Raw genomic sequence first — 15,555 nt, 5'->3', positions numbered from 1 at the left:
AACCTCAGGGAAGAAGGCCGTGGATCATCCGCGCCGCGGTCAGCCCGAGGAACAGGGCGAAGACGCGGCGCAGGACGCGGGTGTCGAGGCTGTGGGCGAGCCGGGCGCCGAGCGGCGCCATGGCCATGGAGGCCGGCAGGATCAGCGCCAGCCCCAGCAGGTTGACGTAGCCCAGGCTGAAATCCGGGCGGCCCGGCACGTTCCAGCCGGTCAGCACGAAGCCCACCGTCCCCGGCACGCCGATGATGAAGCCGAGCGCCGCCGCCGTGCCGACCGCGCGGTGGATCGGGTAGCCGAACAGGGTCAGAATGGGGACGCTGAGCGTGCCGCCGCCGATGCCCATCATCGCCGACATCATGCCGATGCCGCCGGCCAGCCCCTGGCGCGGCGCGCCGCTCGGCAGCCCGTCGGCAATCCGCCACTCGGGCTTGCCGAACAGCATGTGCAGCGTGACCAGGACCGCCATCCCGGCGAACACCGCCGTCAGCACCGGGCCGCGCACCACGCCGGCCACCGCCGTTCCCGCCAGCACGCCGAGGAAGATCGCCGGCCCCCAGGCCCGCAGCAGCTCGCCGTCCACGGCGCCACGCTGCCGGTGGGCGCGCAGCGACGTCAGCGAGGTGGCGATGATGGTGGCGAGCGAGGTGCCGACCGCGACGTGCATGCGCACGGCCTCGTCCACGCCCAGCACGGTGAACAGGTGATAGAGCACCGGCACGATCACGATGCCGCCGCCCACCCCCATCATGCCGGCCGCCAGCCCGGCGAAGCCGCCGGCCAGCAGCAGCCCGCCGCCGAGGATGGGAAGCTGCGGCACCGCCGCGATCCCCAGCCCGGTCACGGGATGCCCCGCCACATCTGCAGAAACCCTCTCATTTTTATGGATATCCGACTTTTTCCGTTGGTTTCCCATCCCTTTGCGAACGCCGTGCCAACCGGCAGAACACTGCGCATTTCGGTTTGGCGGGAGGACGGGCGCGGCGTGACGCCAGGGCTGAAAACCGCCCTAATGTTGGGCAAACGGATGGATGGAGGGGCCACGCGGCTGCCGGAAAACGGCCGCGATCCTGTTGATAAACAACAGATAATCGTGAATTCTGAACGAGCCGGCCTTCCGCTTCATTCCTGCGCAACCTCTGCCTGCTGCGCGGGCATTCATCAGTATGCTGAGGATATGAGGATGTTCGTGAAGAGCCCGTGCATGCCCCGGCGCGGCGACGGCGGACCGGCCCAAGAGCCTCTGGAAACCCCTGGTTTCCGTCTTGGCTTCTGTGTTCGTGCACAAATCGGTGGCAGGGTGCCACACCGTGCCGCCGCGCCGTGAATCATCAGCATACTGCGGAGAACAGGGCGCTGACGGGCGGCGGGTGCGCGCCGTGGTATGCCGTATTGTGCGTATTTTGACCACCAAATGCCCAACAGGCGGTCATTCGTCAGTGTGCTGAATTTTTGCTCATCCCGGCGAATCCGGTCCGCGCTGGCATGACGCTTGCTGAAAGGACGGGCAGATAAAAATCAGCGCAAGAAGGTGGGTTATGTCAGAGACGCACACGTTCGACCTCGTGCTCCGCGGCGGACGGATTCTCGACCCGGCCAACGGGCTGGATCTGGTCGGCGATCTGGCGGTCGCGAAGGGCCGCATCGCGGCGGTGGCGGAACGTCTGCCCGACGATGCCGCCGACACCATCCTCGACGTGACGGGAAAGCTCGTGACGCCGGGCCTGATCGACACCCACGCGCACGTCTTCGAAAAGGTCACCGGGCGGTTCGGGCTGAACCCGGACATGGTCGGCGTGCGCTCCGGCGTGTCGACGCTGGTCGACCAGGGCGGGCCGAGCCTGATGACCCTGCCGGCCTTCCGCCGCTTCATCGCCGAGCCGGCGCGCTCGCGCACGCTGTGCTTCCTGTCGGCCTATCTGGTCGGCGGGCTGGAGGGGCACTATTACCCGCAGCTCTACCGTCCGGATTGCGTCGATGTGGACGCCACCATCCGCGTCGGGCGCGAGAACCGCGACATCGTGAAGGGCATCAAGGCCCATGCGGAGGTCGGCGGCGCATCGCGCTGGGGCCTCGACGTCATCAAGCAGGCCAAGCGCATCGCCGACGGCATCGGCGTGCCGCTCTACGTCCATCTCGGCCAGCTCTGGCCGGAGGTCGAGGGCGGCGAAGCCGTCGATCCCGACATGCTGGTGGAGGAGCTGGTCCCGCTTCTCGATTCGCGCGATATCCTGGCCCATCCCTTCACCCGGCATCCCGGCGGCTTCATCTCAACCCGCACCGGCGAGGTGCATCCGGTCATCTACAAGGCGTTGGAGCGCGGGCTCACCGTGGACGTCGGCCACGGCTCGCACTTCAGCTTCGAGATGGCGCGGCGGACGCTGGCGGCGGGCATCCTGCCCTACACGCTGGGCGCCGACCTGCACGGCTACAACGTGAAGGCCCCGACGGCGGGCGCCGGCGGCGACCGCGAGGCCAACCCCTTCTACGGCGTCGCCCCCTTCAGCCTGACCCACGCGATGACCGAGCTGCTGACTCTCGGCATGGCGCTGGGCGACGTGCTGAAGACGGTGACCAGCAACCCTGCCGCCATGCTGGGCATGGCCGACGAGATCGGCGCGCTGACTCCGGGCATGGCCGCCGACGTCGCGGTGCTGGAGGTCAAGACCGGCCGCTGGCAGCTCAGCGACAACAGCGGCGAGCGGGTGACCACGCCGGAGATGATCGTCCCGGCCTTCTCGCTGCGCGACGGCGTGGTGCAGGAGGTGGACAGCCCGCTGCTGCCGAAGCCGATTCCGGTGGTGGCGTAACGCGGCGGACTCGCCCCCACCCTAACCCTCCCCCGCTCTCGCAGGGGAGGGGACTGCCGCCGCTTCGCTGAAATCTCCCTCTGCTGTGAAGCGGGGAGGGCCGGGGTGGGGGCACCGTCGGCACCCGAACACCCCTCCATCCCACGAGGACTCCGCCCATGTCCGAAGCCGCGCTCGCCTTCTGGATGTTCGAGGTTCCGGCCCGCTGCCGCGATGCCGAGGGGCGGCGGCTGGGCAAGGCCCGCGCCCTGCTGCTGTCCCACCCGCAGCGCCAGCAGCGCATGATGCTGGAACTGGCGCACGACGCCCCGCTCGCCATGGGAAGCCGCATCGTCACACGGCGCGCGGCCTTCCTGGTCGAGCGTTGCGAGGGCGAGTCCGGCTTCGGCTTCCGGCGCTACACCGTGCGCTGCGTCGGGACACGTCCGGCGCCCTGACGAAAACCGGGGGCGACGAAAACCGGGCGCGGCTGATCCACATCAAAGCGCCGAGCGCTCCGATGGCGAATATTAATCGAACGATTAATAACCCGCTTCGGAGACTCCCATGACCACCCCCGCCCCCGCGCCGCATGAGGGCCTGTGCGCGAAACTCCTGCGCGGCTGGCGCGGCGCGCGGTCCCTGGACGCGCTCCAGACGCTGGCGCCGCACGACCGCGACCGCGTGCTGGCCGACGCCGGCCTGACCGCCCTGACCGCCCCGGCCGTGCTGCGCGCCGGCCATGTCGGCGCGCTTCTGCCCGCCGCGATGGCTCTGCACGGCGTCGACGGCGCGGTGGTGGAACAGGACCGCCCCGACCTGATGAACGACCTGCAGCGTGTCTGCGCGCTCTGCCGCAGCGCCCGCACCTGCCGCCATCTGCTCGCCGAGGGCTGCACGCAGCCGGAGCACGCGCTGCTCTGCCCCAACGCCGACACGCTCGACGCGCTCCGCTGAGGAGCGCGTCCCGCCGCTCTCCCAAAAATCCCCAACCGTCTTCGTCGGAAAAGCGATTGACAGCGCCGCAACGTGACCGTTAGCATCCCTGAATAATTAATTGGCCGTATAATAAAACACGGGAACGATTGCCGCATCGAACGGCACGCGTTCCCGCAACGGGCCGACGCGCCCACGCCGAGAGCGGCGGGGCGCCGACAGGGAATCGTCATTCGCCGTCATCGCGACATCACCGTCGAACGCGGAGGGAGAGATGAGAAACGTGGTACTGGGCGGCCTGCTGTTGACCGGCGTCGCCGCGTCGGTTCCGGCGCAGGCGCAGGACACGGTCAGGATCGGGCTGGTCCAGCCGCTGACCGGATCGGTCGCCTACAACGGCAAGTCCGTGGTGGAAGGCGCCCGGCTCGCCGTCGAGGAGATGAACGCCGCGGGGGGCGTCCTCGGCAAGAAGATCGAACTGATCGTCGAGGACGGCCAGTGTACGCCGGCCAACTCGGTCAACGCCGTCGAGAAGCTGGTGCAGAAGGACAAGGTCGTCACGCTGGTCGGCGCCTTCTGCAGCTCCGCCACCGCAGCGATCATGCCGGTGGCCCAGAAGTACAAGCTGCCGCTGATCACCGGCGTGTCGTCGAAGGCCAGCCTGACGGAACAGGGCAACCCCTATTTCTTCCGCGCCGCCGAGACGGACGCGCTGATGGCGGAGGCCTTCGCCAAAATCCTCGCCAACGACCTGAAGCTGACCAAGGTCGCCTACATCGGCGTCAACGACGACTGGGGCCGCGGCGGGGTTGAGGAATTCTCCCGCGACCTGACGGCGCTGGGCGTCAAGACGGTGCTGACCGAGTATTTCGACCACGGCGCCACCGACTTCTTCACGCTGCTGACCAAGCTGCGCGCCGCCAAGCCGGACGGCGTGTTCGTCGCCGCGGAGACGCAGGACGGTTCCATCCTGGTCAAGCAGATCCGCGAGATGGGGCTGGACACCAAGGTGTTCGGCGTCGGCTCCTGGGCCACCGCCGACTTCATCAACCTGACCGGCGAGGCCGCGGAAGGCATCCACGCCGCCGTCCCCTACGCCTCCAGCATGGACACCCCGCGCAACCAGACCTTCGTCCAGAAATACCAGGCGAAGTACGGCATCAAGCCCGGCAAGTACGGCGCCGCCGGCTACAACGCCCTGAACATCGCCGGGCAGGCCATCGCGCGGGCCGGCGGCACCGACGCCGAGGCCATCCGGGCGTCGCTCGCCAAGACCAGCTACGAGGCGCCGAACGGCGTCTACAAGTTCACCGACAAGGGCCAGGCCTACGGCTTCGACGCGGTGCTGGTGCGGATCGAGAAGGGCGAACCGAAGGTGATCGCCTCCACCCCGGTGGACGCGCCGCACTGACCGGCGGACGCGCCGCGGGGCTGCCGTGACGGCACCGTTCCCGCGGCGCGCACCGATCCAACGCACCGTTTGTGCGGGCCTGCTTTTGCGAGAACGTCATGGATCTCTTTCCGCAGTTCCTGGCCAATGGGCTGGTGATGGGCGTGTTCTACGCGCTCTCCGCCCTCGGCCTGACGCTGATCTTCGGCCTGATGCGCGTGGTCAACTTCGCCCATGGCGAGTTCTACATGCTGGGCGGGGTCAGCGGCTGGTTTGTCACCAATCACCTGGGCCTCGACTTCTTCAGCGGCCTGATCGTGGTCGCCGCCTTCATGGCCGCCGTCGGCTGGCTGGTCGACCGCTTCCTGATCGAGCGGGTGCGCGGCCAGGGTGAGGAGCCGGGCATCCTGCTGACCATCGGCCTGTCGATCTTCCTGGTCAACGGCACGCTCCTGCTGGTCGGCCCGGCGCCCATGAAGGTGGCCGGCGCGGTGGCGGAGGGGCCGCTGTTCTTCGGCCCGATCGCGGTGACCAAGCTGCGCCTGCTCGCCGTGGCGGTGGGCATCGCGCTGATCGTCGGCGCCCATCTGCTGATCCGCCGGACCCGGCTGGGGGCGGCGATGCGCGCCACCTTCCAGGACCCGATGGCGGCCAGCCTCGCCGGCATCCGCACCGGCCACGTCTACGCCGCCACCTTCGCGCTGGGCTGCACGCTGGCCGCTCTGTCGGGGATGCTGCTGGCCTCCATCTACTCCGCCCAGGCGTCGGTCGGCGGCCTCATCAGCCTGAAGAGCTTCGTCGTGGTGATCCTCGGCGGCATGGGTAGCTTTGCCGGGGCCATCGCCGGGGGCCTGCTGCTGGGCGTCGCCGAGGCGATGTGGGGCGGCTACGTGTCCATGGGCATGGTGGACGTCATCGGCTTCGTCCTGGTCATCCTGATCCTGCTGTTCCGGCCCCAGGGCCTGTTCTCGATCCGCACGGAAAGGGCCTGACATGACCCTGGAACGCAACATTCTCCTGGCCTTTTTGGCGGGGGCGGCGCTTCTACCCTTCGCGGTGTCGGACCAGTACATCCTGCACCTCGCCATCATGGCGCTGTTCTACGCGGTGCTGGCGAGCAGCCTCAATCTGGTGGTCGGCTATGTCGGCGAATTCTCGCTGGGTCACACCGCCTTCCTCGGCACCGGCGCCTACACGGCGGCGCTGCTGTCCACCCAGGCGGGGATGCCGATGTGGGTGACGATCCCGCTGGCCGGGCTGGTCTCCGCCGTCTTCGGCTTCGCCATCGGGGCGATCACGCTGCGCCTGCAAGGCCCTTACTTCGTCATCGTCACCCTGTCCTTCGCCGAAGTGCTGCGCATCGTCGCCAACAACTGGATCGCGGTGACCAACGGCCCGATGGGCCTGGCGGGCGTCGGCCAAAATCTGTTCGGGGACGTGGCCGTCACTGACAAGGCCGGATTCTTCCTGATCGTGCTGGGCATCGCCGCGGTGGCGCTCTACCTCTCCTACCGCTTCGTCTATTCGAACGCCGGCCGGGCGGCGGTGGCGGTGCGCGAGAACCGCTACGTGGCGCAGTCCATCGGCGTCGACCCCTTCGGCACGGCCATGCAGGCCTTCGTGCTGGGCGCCTTCCTGGCCGGCTTGGCCGGGGGCTTCTACGCCCACTACATCTCTTTCGTCGGGCCGGAGGTGTTCCGCTTCGCCTTCATGGCGACGATGATCATCATGGTGCTGCTGGGCGGCAAGGGCACCCTGATCGGCCCGCTGGCCGGCGCGGTGATCGTAACCGTGCTGGAGGAATACCTACGCGAGGTGCAGGAACTCCGCCTCACCCTGTTCGGGCTGATCGTCATGGCCATCGTCCTGTTCCTGCCCAACGGCCTGATGGGCTTCATCGCCCTGCGCCGCGAGCAGCAGGCCGCCAAGCCGACCCTCAACGCCGCGAAGGAGCGCACCGTATGACGGCGACCACCGAGCCGACCACCGACCGGCAGCCGCTCCTGCGCGCCGACGACCTGACCATGACCTTCGGCGGCATCACGGCGGTCAAGGACTTCAGCTTCCACATCGAGCCCGGCGAGATCGTCGGCCTGATCGGCCCCAACGGCGCCGGCAAGACGACCTGCTTCAACATGCTGACCGGCTTCTACGCGCCAAGCAACGGGCGGGTGCGCTTCAAGGGGCAGGACATCACCAACCGCAAGCCCCACGCCATCGCCCGGCTCGGCCTCGTCCGCAGCTTCCAGAAGACCAACGTCATGAAGCGGCTGACGGTCTTCGAGAATGTGCTGACCGGCCATTACATGGCGAGCCGGCAATCCCTCCTCGCCACCTTCTTCCCCGGCGAGGCGGTCCGCCGCGCCGAGCGCGAAGCGCGGGAGAGCGCCGCCGCCATCGTCGAAACCATGGGTCTGGCCCAGCGCATGAACGCCCCGGCGCATCTGCTGTCCTGCGGCGAGCTGCGCCTGCTGGAGGTCGCGGTGGCGCTGGCCGCCAAGCCCAGCCTGCTGATGCTCGACGAACCCGCCGCCGGGCTGAACAGCCACGAGGCCGGGACCTTCGGCGCCGTCCTGAAGACGCTGATCGGGCGCAGCATCGACGCGCTGCTGATCGTGGAGCACAACATGGATCTGGTCATGTCGGTGTCCGACCGGATCGTCGTCCTCAACTTCGGCCGCAAGCTGGCCGAGGGCCGGCCGGCCGAGATCATTGAAAACCGGCAGGTCGCCGAAGCCTATCTCGGAAAGGCCGCCGCATGACGCTGCTCTCCGAATCCCCCTCCCCCGCCGCCATCGCGTGGGCCGCCGACGCGCCGGTCCTCGCCGTCGACGGGCTGCACGTCGCCTACGGCCCGACCGCGGCGCTGCACGGCGTGTCGCTGGACGTGCGGGCCGGCGAGACGGTCGCCCTGATCGGCGCCAACGGTGCGGGCAAGAGCACCATCCTGCGGGCCATCTCCGGCCTGCTGAAGGCGCGCTCCGGCACCATCGTCTGGAACGGCAAGTCGATCGCGAACCTGCCCGCCGACCGCATCGTCGCCGCCGGCATCGCCCACTGCCCGGAGGAACGGCACGTCTGGCCGAACATGACGGTTCAGGAGAACATCGCGCTCGGCGCCTATCTCTGCCGCTCACGTGAAGAAGTGCAGCGGCGCATCGGCATGGCCTTCCACCGCTTCCCCCGCCTGCGCGAACGGTCGCGCCAGATGGCCGGGACGCTCAGCGGCGGCGAACAGCAGATGCTCGCCATCGCCCGCGCGCTGATGTCGGAGCCGCGGCTGCTGATGCTGGATGAGCCCAGCCTCGGCCTCAGCCCGAAGATGGCCGACGAGGTGTTCGACGTGGTGCGCTCCGTCAACGCCCACGGCGTCACCGTCCTGCTGGTCGAGCAGAACATCCACAACGCGCTGGGCGTCGCCAGCCGCGCCTATGTGGTCAAGACGGGCCGCATCACCGCCAGCCGCCCCTCGGCGGAGCTGCGCGGCGATCCCGATCTGCTGCGCGCCTATCTGGGCGGCTGACGGCCGCAAGCGACGGCGAAAGGCCGTATCACGAATAATTAAACGAACGACCGAACAATTCTCGGTCGCCGTCCTTCAGGAGGCAAGAGTGCGAACCAACATGCGAATTGGCATCGTCGGCGGCGGCATCGGCGGCGTCGCGCTGGCCGGCAGCCTGCTCCAGCGCGGCTTCGAGGTCCGCCTGTTCGAGCGGGCGCCGGGATTCGGCGAGATCGGCGCCGGCATCCAGATGACGCCGAACGCGGTGAAGGTCATCAAGTCGCTGGGGCTGCTCGACAAGATGCTGGCCGCCGGCTTCCTGCCGCAATCGCTGGTCGGGCGCAACTGGCGCAGCGGGCGGGAGACCTTCCGCACGCCGCTGATCGAGACCTGCCCGGTGCTCTACGACGCGCCCTTCATCCACATCCACCGCGCCGACCTGCACGCCATCCTCGCCTCACTGGTCCCGGAGAGCGTCGCCAATTTCGGGGTGGGCTGCACCGGCGTGCGCCAGGACAAGAGCACGGCGGTCGCCAGCTTCAGCGACGGCAGCGAGTTCGAGGCCGACCTGATCGTTGGCGCCGACGGCGTGCGCTCCGTCGTGCGCTCCGCCCTGTTCGGGCCGGAGGCGCCGCGCTTCACCGGCCACATGTGCTACCGCGCCGTGGTGCCGACCGGCGGGGTGGTGGACTACGTCAGCCCCGACGCCTCCTTCTGGTTCGGGCCGCACAGCCACGTCGTGACCTACTACGTGCGCGGAGGCAAGGCCGTGAACATCGTGGCGGTCGCCGAGACCAAGGAGTGGGTGGAGGAGTCCTGGAACGCCCCCAGCAGCAAGGAGGAGATGCTCGGCGCCTTCCGCGGCTGGCACCGCAACGTGGAGACGCTCTTCAGCAAGGTGGACCAGGTCTACAAATGGGGCCTGTTCGACCGCGACCCGATGACGAGCTGGTCGAAGGGCCGCATCACGCTGATGGGCGACGCCGCGCACCCCATGCTGCCCTTCCTCTCGCAGGGCGCCGCCATGGCGATCGAGGACGCCCATGTGCTGGCCGAATCCCTGAAGGGGCACGGCAGCGACGTGGCCTCGGCGCTGCGCGACTACGAGGCGGAGCGGCTTCCCCGCACCAGCCGCGTCCAGCTGGAGGCGCGGGAGCGCGGGCGGACCTACCACCTGCCCTCCCCGCTGGCGCAGGCGAAGCGCGACTTCATGTACTGGCTGCGCGGCCTGTTCAACCCGCAGGCCACCGGCATCCAGGCCAACTGGGTCTACCAGTACGACGCCCGCGCCTTCCGCCCGAACCTCTCCGACAAGCCGCGCCTCGTGGCGTGAGCGGGCGTTGCTTGCCCCCTCCCTAACCCTCTCCCGCTCTCGCAGGGGAGGGGACAAAACTCCCTCCCCTGCGAAGCGGGGGAGGGCCGGGGTGGGGGCAAGGGCAGCAACGAACGCCAGTCGCCGCAAGACATCTCCAAGGACCGACCATGAACAGCAAGACCTATCGCATCGGCCAGATCGTCCCCAGCTCCAACACGACCATGGAGACGGAAATCCCGGCGATGCTGACCGCCCACGCGCTGGCGCACGGCACCCGCTTCACCTTCCATTCCAGCCGCATGCGCATGAAGACGGTGAAGAAGGAGGAACTCGCCGCCATGGACGCCGAGTCCGACCGCTGCGCGCTGGAGCTGTCGGACGCCCGCGTAGACGTGCTGGGCTACGCCTGCCTCGTCGCCATCATGAGCATGGGCAAGGGCTACCACCGCGTCTCGCAGGAGCGGCTGCACGGGCGCACCGTGGAGAATGGCGGGGCCGCCCCGGTCATCACCAGCGCCGGCGCGCTCGTCGACGGGCTGCATGTGCTGGGCGCCAAGCGCATCGCCCTGGTCGCCCCCTACATGAAGCCGCTGGCCCAGCTCGTCGTCGATTACATCGAGCATGAGGGCGTGCAGGTCGCCGACTGGCGGGCGCTGGAGATCCCCGACAATCTGGAGGTCGGGCGTCACGACCCGTCCCGCCTGCCGGGGATCGTCGCCGGCATGGACACCGCCGGGGTGGACGCCGTCGTGCTGTCGGCCTGCGTCCAGATGCCGTCGCTGCCCGCCATCGCGCAGGTCGAGGCGATGACCGGCAAGCCGGTGCTGAGCGCCGCCGTCGCCACCACCTACGCCAAGCTGAAGGCATTGGGCCTGCCGACGCGCGTTCCGGGGGCCGGCGCCCTGCTCTCCGGCGCCTACTGACGGGGGGATGCCATGACCAGCAGCACCTACCGCTACGGCGCGAACGTCCGCGCCAACGGCATCCGCCAGCATTACCTGCGCTACGGCGGCGAGGGGAAAACCCGTCCCGTCGTTATCGTTCCGGGCATCACCAGCCCCGCCGTCACCTGGGGCTTCGTGGCGGAGCGCTTCGGGCGCAACTTCGACACCTACGTGCTCGACGTGCGCGGGCGCGGCCTGTCGGAGGCGTCGGACGCGCTCGACTACGGGCTCGACGCCATGGCCGCCGACGTGACGGCCTTCGCGGAGGCGCTGGGCCTGCGCGACTACGCGCTGGTCGGCCATTCCATGGGCGCCCGCATCGGCCTGCGCGCGGTCAGCCGCCATGGCGCCGCCCCGGCGCGGCTGGTCATGGTCGATCCGCCGGTCTCCGGGCCGGGCCGCCGCCCCTACCCGGCGCAGTTGCCCTGGTACGTGGACTCCATCCGCCTGATGCGCGAGGGCGCCGACCTGGAGGCGATGCGGCCTTTCTGCCCGACCTGGACGGAGGAACAGCTCCGCCTGCGCGCCGAATGGCTGCACACCTGCGACGAGCGGGCCATCGTCACCGCCTTCAACGACTTCCAGACCAACGACATCCACGCCGACTTCCCGCGCATCCCCTGTCCGGCCCTGCTGATCGCCGCCGGACGCGGCGACGTGATCCGGCCCGAGGAGGAGGCGGAGATCCGCAAGCTTCAGCCCGAGCTGGCCGTCACCCGCGTCGAGGGGGCTGGCCACATGATCCCCTGGGACGACGCGGAGGGCTTCTACCGCGCCTTCGGCACGTTCCTCGGCACCGCCGTCTGACCGCCATTCAGGAAAGGGACACGCATCATGCCCGTCAGTGACGCCGATATGGTCCGCGCCTGGACCCATGTTCTGACCCTGTCGAAGCTGAAGCCGCAGGAGGTGGTCACCGTCCTGACCAGCGACGGCACCCACCCGCAAACCCTGCGCACCGCCCTGATCGCCGCCTCCAACCTGGGGGCGCGGGTCAACCGGCTGGACCTGCCGCCGGTGAACGCGGAGCACGCCCACAGCCGCGACAGCCTTGCCTATCTCGGCACCACCCCGCTGACCGGAAACCGCGCCGCCATGGCCGCGCTGAAGGAAAGCGATCTGGTGCTGGACCTGATGACGCTGCTCTTCTCGCCGGAGCAGATGGAGATCCTAGAGAGCGGCACCAAGATCCTGTTGGCCGTCGAACCGCCGGAGGTGCTGGTCCGTCTGCTGCCCAGCCTGGAGGACAAGGCGACCGTCGGCGAGGCGACCGCGCTGCTGAAGGCGGCGAAGGAGATGCATGTCACCTCGCGCGCCGGCACCGACCTGCGCCTGCCCATCGGGGAGTTCCCGACGGTGCAGGAATACGGCTTCGTCGACGAGCCGGGGCGCTGGGACCACTGGCCGAGCGGCTTCGGCTTCACCTTCCCCAACGAGGGGCAGGCGAGCGGGCGGATCGTCCTCGACAAGGGCGACATCCTCTTGCCGATGAAGTGCTACCTGACCTCGCAGATCGAGATGACGGTGGAGAAGGGCTACGTCACCGCCATCACTGGCGGCTTGGACGCCGATCTGCTGAACGACTACATGGACGCCTTCGCCGACCCGGAGGCCTACGCCATCTCCCACATCGGCTGGGGCACGCAGAAGCGGGCGCGCTGGTCGACGCTCGGCCTCTACGACCGGGAACAGACGCTGGGCATGGACGCGCGGGCCTTCGCCGGGAACTTCCTCTTCTCGCTCGGCCCCAACAACGAGGCGGGCGGGTCGCGGACCACCGCCTGCCACATCGACATCCCCATGCGGAACTGCACCGTCAGCCTGGACGGGCGCGCGGTTGTCCGCGAGGGCAAGCTGCTGGCCGGAAAGGAACTGGCATGAGTGTTTCGGAACAGGCCGTCTACGAGCGGCAGGGCTTCGGCCGGTCGCTGGGCATCCAGGGTCAGATCGGTTTGCTGATCGTCGATTTCGTCAACGGCTTCGCCGATCCGGCTGTGTTCGGCGGCGGCAACATCGCGCCGGCCATCGCCCGCACGGCGCAGGTGCTGGAGAAGGCCCGGCAGCGCGGCTGGTTCGTCGCCCACAGCCGGATCGTCTACGCCGACGACGGATCGGACGGGAACGTCTTCTCCATCAAGGTGCCAGGCATGCAGACCCTGACCGAGCACGCCGCCATCAGCGCCATCGTGCCGGAGCTGACTCCGGTCCCGGGGGAGCTGGTGGTGCGCAAGACGGTCCCGTCGGCCTTTTTCGGGACCGGGCTGGCGCCGTGGTTGACACAGCGCGGCGTCGAGACTCTTTTGATCGCCGGAGCGACGACGAGCGGCTGCGTGCGGGCCAGCGTGGTGGACGCCATGTGCCACGGCTTCCGCCCGGTCGTCATGGCCGATTGCGTGGGCGACCGCGCCCTGGCGCCGCACGAGGCCAACCTGTTCGACATCGGCCAGAAATACGGCGACGTGGTTCCGGCGGAGCGCATTCTCGCCTTGTGAGACGCGGTCAGGGTTGAAAAGAGGATCAGGCGTTGCACCATGTTAGACTTTCCATCCGAAGAGTGCCGCCGGGAGTGAAATGAGCCGACCGATGAGCAAAGTCCAGGACAGCGCGCCCGTCGCCGACACCGCGCCGGAAAGCGGACCGGCGCGGGGCCGCCCCGCGCGCGGCCGCCGGGCCGGGCCGGGCCGTCCGGAGGGCACCAGCAACGTGCGCGACCAGATCCTGGACGCGGCGGAGCTGGAGTTCGCCAACCTCGGCTACGCCGGCACCAGCCTGCGCAACGTCGCTGACCGGGCCGAGGTGACCCAAGCCCTCATCAGCTACTATTTCGGGTCCAAGCACGGGCTGTTCGAGGAGGTCTTCCTGCGCCGCGGCCGGAAGATCGCCGACGAGCGCATGGAGCGGCTGGAGGCGCTGCGCCGCGGCCCCGCGCCGCCGCCGGTGCGCGACATCGTCTACGCCTTCCTGATGCCGGCGCTGGCCATGCGCGAGACGGAGGGGGGCCGCACCTTCATGCGGCTCCAGGCCCGGCTGCACACCGAGCCGCCGGAGATTTCCTACAAGCTGCGCAACGAGGCCTACGACGCCTCGACCCGCATTTTCGCCGCCGCGCTGAAGGAAGCGTTGCCGCATTTGTCGGAGCGGGACGTCTACTGGCGGATGACGCTGATGATCGGCGCCTATCTCTACGCCTTCTCCGACACCCACCGTCTGGAGGAGCTGGCGCCGGGCATCTGCAACCCCGGCGACCCGGACGAGATCATCACGGAAATCAGCAGCTTCGTCAGCGCCGGCATGCTGGCCCCGGTGCCGGACCCCGTGCGGGGGTAGGGGCGGGGGAAGCGGGGGTAGTTTTTGGAAAGTGGCTGCGGTGCGCCCCCACCCAACCCTCCCCGCTCTCGGCGGACCGAAGGTCCGCCTGCGCGTCAGCGCAAGCTTCGCTTGCGCGAGAGCTCCGCAGGGGAGGGCTTTTTCTCCTCCCCCTGCGAAGCGGGGGAGGTCGGGGGGGGCACCGCCGCAACCACTCACCCCACCCCACCCGTCGACCCGCGCGCCACGCAGGTTCCTGACAGCACGACCTTGCGTGTCGCCCGCTCCGGGTCGTCGAGCCGCTCGAACAGCAGCGTCATGGCTGCCCGCCCGATCTCGTGGACCGGCTGTTCGATCACCGTCAGGCCGGGGCCGACCAGCTCCGTCCACGGCTCGTTGTCGAAGCCGGCCACCGCCAGATCGCCGGGAATCGCCAGCCCCAGCGTCCGCGTCGCCTTGACCACCCCCATCAGCAGCAGGCTGTTGCTGACCATCACCGCGTCCGGCATGGCGCCGGAGCGCCGCGCCTCCGCCAGCCAGCGGGCGATCTCCGCCTCCGCCGCCTCGGCGGTCGGCGGGACGAAGCGGGCCTCCGCGTGCAGACCGTGGGCGGCCAGCGCCGCCTGATAGCCGGCGTGGCGCTCAACCGCCGTGGTGCTGGTGTTGCCGAACAGGCCGGCGATGCGGCGGTAGCCCTGGCCGTGCAGGTGATCGACCAGAAGGGCGGCGGCCTGCGGGTTGTCCAGCACCACCGAATCGAACCGCCCGGCCGGCGCGCTGCGGTCGATCAGCACGACGGGAAAATCCAGGTCGGCCCGGTCGAGCTGCGCCAGAGTCGCGCGGGTTGGCGCGAAGATCAGGCCGGTTACCCGCTCCTCCTGCATCAGGCGCAGGTACATGGCCTCCCGCTCCGGGTTCTCGTCGGTGTTGCACAGGATCACCCGCATGCCGGCCTGGAAGGCGGCGTCCTCCACCGCGCGGCTGACCGCGGTGAAGAAGGGGTTGCGGATGTCCGAGACGATCAGCCCGATGGTCTGGGAATGCTGCGAGCGCAGCCGCCGCGCCGACAGGTTCGGGCGGTAGCCGGTGGCCCGCACCGCGTCCTCCACCCGCGCGCGCAGCGCGTCGCTGACCGGGCCGTTGCTGAGCACCCGCGACACCGTGGCGACCGAGACGCCGGCCTCACGGGCGACGTCCTTGATTCCGACAGCCTTGATTCCGGTGGCTTTGACGCTGTCGCTCATGATGATCCGGTCACCGATCCGTCTTGAAAGTGTTTTTGAAATCGTTTCCATCCCTTAGGGCCAATCCACCGCCCCATACGGCACAGTCTGCCCGAAGGAGTCCGCGGATTCAATGCAAACTCCGTTGACAGA

16 protein-coding genes are annotated in these 15,555 nt (G+C 69.1%); 14 read left to right on the top strand and 2 right to left on the bottom strand.

What is annotated here, in order from left to right; translation table 11 throughout:
- Nucleotides 1-4: 4 nt before the first annotated feature.
- The gene (locus tag ACWPXE_RS30330; RefSeq protein ID WP_454020795.1) at nt 5-856 is read right to left on the bottom strand and encodes a sulfite exporter TauE/SafE family protein; all 852 of its coding nucleotides are present in this window, start codon (nt 854-856) and stop codon (nt 5-7) included.
- 679 nt (nt 857-1,535) lie between these two features.
- On the opposite strand from ACWPXE_RS30330, the gene ACWPXE_RS30325 reads away from it, so the two are divergent.
- The 14 genes from ACWPXE_RS30325 to ACWPXE_RS30260 all read left to right on the top strand — a co-directional run bounded on the left by ACWPXE_RS30325 (nt 1,536) and on the right by ACWPXE_RS30260 (nt 14,200).
- Nucleotides 1,536-2,807 carry an amidohydrolase/deacetylase family metallohydrolase gene (locus ACWPXE_RS30325; RefSeq protein ID WP_454020794.1) on the top strand — a complete coding sequence of 424 codons (1,272 nt, stop codon included), beginning with the start codon at nt 1,536-1,538 and terminating at the stop codon, nt 2,805-2,807.
- Between the two features lie 158 nt (nt 2,808-2,965).
- Nucleotides 2,966-3,244, top strand: a complete 279-nt coding sequence (locus ACWPXE_RS30320) for a hypothetical protein (RefSeq protein WP_454020793.1) — start codon at nt 2,966-2,968, stop codon at nt 3,242-3,244.
- 109 nt (nt 3,245-3,353) lie between these two features.
- On the top strand, nt 3,354-3,743 hold the full coding sequence (locus ACWPXE_RS30315; protein ID WP_454020792.1) for a hypothetical protein: 390 nt from the start codon (nt 3,354-3,356) through the stop codon (nt 3,741-3,743).
- 253 nt (nt 3,744-3,996) lie between these two features.
- Nucleotides 3,997-5,133 carry an ABC transporter substrate-binding protein gene (locus ACWPXE_RS30310; RefSeq protein WP_035682982.1) on the top strand — a complete coding sequence of 379 codons (1,137 nt, stop codon included), beginning with the start codon at nt 3,997-3,999 and terminating at the stop codon, nt 5,131-5,133.
- 98 nt (nt 5,134-5,231) lie between these two features.
- Nucleotides 5,232-6,104 carry a branched-chain amino acid ABC transporter permease gene (locus ACWPXE_RS30305; protein WP_149166789.1) on the top strand — a complete coding sequence of 291 codons (873 nt, stop codon included), beginning with the start codon at nt 5,232-5,234 and terminating at the stop codon, nt 6,102-6,104.
- Between the two features lies 1 nt (nt 6,105).
- The gene (locus ACWPXE_RS30300) at nt 6,106-7,077 is read left to right on the top strand and encodes a branched-chain amino acid ABC transporter permease (protein WP_149470211.1); all 972 of its coding nucleotides are present in this window, start codon (nt 6,106-6,108) and stop codon (nt 7,075-7,077) included.
- Complete coding sequence (locus ACWPXE_RS30295; RefSeq protein ID WP_454020791.1) at nt 7,074-7,874, top strand: ABC transporter ATP-binding protein; 801 nt, start codon at nt 7,074-7,076, stop codon at nt 7,872-7,874. Before ACWPXE_RS30300 ends, ACWPXE_RS30295 begins: the two co-directional genes overlap by 4 nt.
- Nucleotides 7,871-8,635 carry an ABC transporter ATP-binding protein gene (locus ACWPXE_RS30290; RefSeq protein ID WP_454020790.1) on the top strand — a complete coding sequence of 255 codons (765 nt, stop codon included), beginning with the start codon at nt 7,871-7,873 and terminating at the stop codon, nt 8,633-8,635. The genes ACWPXE_RS30295 and ACWPXE_RS30290 overlap by 4 nt, the downstream gene beginning before the upstream one ends.
- Nucleotides 8,636-8,723: 88 nt before the next feature.
- On the top strand, nt 8,724-9,947 hold the full coding sequence (locus tag ACWPXE_RS30285) for an FAD-dependent monooxygenase (RefSeq protein ID WP_454020789.1): 1,224 nt from the start codon (nt 8,724-8,726) through the stop codon (nt 9,945-9,947).
- A 149-nt stretch (nt 9,948-10,096) separates the two neighbouring features.
- Nucleotides 10,097-10,852, top strand: coding sequence for a maleate cis-trans isomerase family protein (locus ACWPXE_RS30280; RefSeq protein WP_454020788.1), 756 nt, complete (start codon nt 10,097-10,099; stop codon nt 10,850-10,852).
- Nucleotides 10,853-10,864: 12 nt separating this feature from the next.
- Nucleotides 10,865-11,680, top strand: a complete 816-nt coding sequence (locus ACWPXE_RS30275) for an alpha/beta fold hydrolase (protein WP_454020787.1) — start codon at nt 10,865-10,867, stop codon at nt 11,678-11,680.
- 27 nt (nt 11,681-11,707) lie between these two features.
- Complete coding sequence (locus ACWPXE_RS30270; protein WP_454020786.1) at nt 11,708-12,754, top strand: 2,5-dihydroxypyridine 5,6-dioxygenase; 1,047 nt, start codon at nt 11,708-11,710, stop codon at nt 12,752-12,754.
- Nucleotides 12,751-13,365 carry an isochorismatase family protein gene (locus ACWPXE_RS30265; protein ID WP_454020785.1) on the top strand — a complete coding sequence of 205 codons (615 nt, stop codon included), beginning with the start codon at nt 12,751-12,753 and terminating at the stop codon, nt 13,363-13,365. Before ACWPXE_RS30270 ends, ACWPXE_RS30265 begins: the two co-directional genes overlap by 4 nt.
- 91 nt (nt 13,366-13,456) lie before the next feature.
- On the top strand, nt 13,457-14,200 hold the full coding sequence (locus ACWPXE_RS30260; RefSeq protein WP_454020784.1) for a TetR/AcrR family transcriptional regulator: 744 nt from the start codon (nt 13,457-13,459) through the stop codon (nt 14,198-14,200).
- 194 nt (nt 14,201-14,394) lie between these two features.
- Here ACWPXE_RS30260 and ACWPXE_RS30255 read toward each other — a convergent pair whose 3' ends face one another.
- Complete coding sequence (locus tag ACWPXE_RS30255) at nt 14,395-15,423, bottom strand: LacI family DNA-binding transcriptional regulator (protein ID WP_454020783.1); 1,029 nt, start codon at nt 15,421-15,423, stop codon at nt 14,395-14,397.
- Nucleotides 15,424-15,555: the final 132 nt, after the last annotated feature.

Source organism: Azospirillum sp. Marseille-Q6669 (assembly GCF_965111635.1).
Note: the sequence above shows the minus strand (reverse complement) of the source record. Positions and strands in the feature narration are given on the sequence as shown.

Excerpts from the sequence above, each read along its gene's own strand:
- ACWPXE_RS30325 (WP_454020794.1), top strand. The coding sequence starts at position 1,536 with ATGTCAGAGACGCACACGTTCGACCTCGTGCTCCGCGGCGGACGGATT.
- ACWPXE_RS30320 (WP_454020793.1), top strand. The coding sequence starts at position 2,966 with ATGTCCGAAGCCGCGCTCGCCTTCTGGATGTTCGAGGTTCCGGCCCGC.
- ACWPXE_RS30315 (WP_454020792.1), top strand. The coding sequence starts at position 3,354 with ATGACCACCCCCGCCCCCGCGCCGCATGAGGGCCTGTGCGCGAAACTC.
- ACWPXE_RS30310 (WP_035682982.1), top strand. The coding sequence starts at position 3,997 with ATGAGAAACGTGGTACTGGGCGGCCTGCTGTTGACCGGCGTCGCCGCG.
- ACWPXE_RS30305 (WP_149166789.1), top strand. The coding sequence starts at position 5,232 with ATGGATCTCTTTCCGCAGTTCCTGGCCAATGGGCTGGTGATGGGCGTG.
- ACWPXE_RS30300 (WP_149470211.1), top strand. The coding sequence starts at position 6,106 with ATGACCCTGGAACGCAACATTCTCCTGGCCTTTTTGGCGGGGGCGGCG.
- ACWPXE_RS30295 (WP_454020791.1), top strand. The coding sequence starts at position 7,074 with ATGACGGCGACCACCGAGCCGACCACCGACCGGCAGCCGCTCCTGCGC.
- ACWPXE_RS30290 (WP_454020790.1), top strand. The coding sequence starts at position 7,871 with ATGACGCTGCTCTCCGAATCCCCCTCCCCCGCCGCCATCGCGTGGGCC.
- ACWPXE_RS30280 (WP_454020788.1), top strand. The coding sequence starts at position 10,097 with ATGAACAGCAAGACCTATCGCATCGGCCAGATCGTCCCCAGCTCCAAC.
- ACWPXE_RS30275 (WP_454020787.1), top strand. The coding sequence starts at position 10,865 with ATGACCAGCAGCACCTACCGCTACGGCGCGAACGTCCGCGCCAACGGC.
- ACWPXE_RS30270 (WP_454020786.1), top strand. The coding sequence starts at position 11,708 with ATGCCCGTCAGTGACGCCGATATGGTCCGCGCCTGGACCCATGTTCTG.
- ACWPXE_RS30265 (WP_454020785.1), top strand. The coding sequence starts at position 12,751 with ATGAGTGTTTCGGAACAGGCCGTCTACGAGCGGCAGGGCTTCGGCCGG.
- ACWPXE_RS30260 (WP_454020784.1), top strand. The coding sequence starts at position 13,457 with ATGAGCAAAGTCCAGGACAGCGCGCCCGTCGCCGACACCGCGCCGGAA.
- ACWPXE_RS30255 (WP_454020783.1), bottom strand. The coding sequence starts at position 15,423 with ATGAGCGACAGCGTCAAAGCCACCGGAATCAAGGCTGTCGGAATCAAG.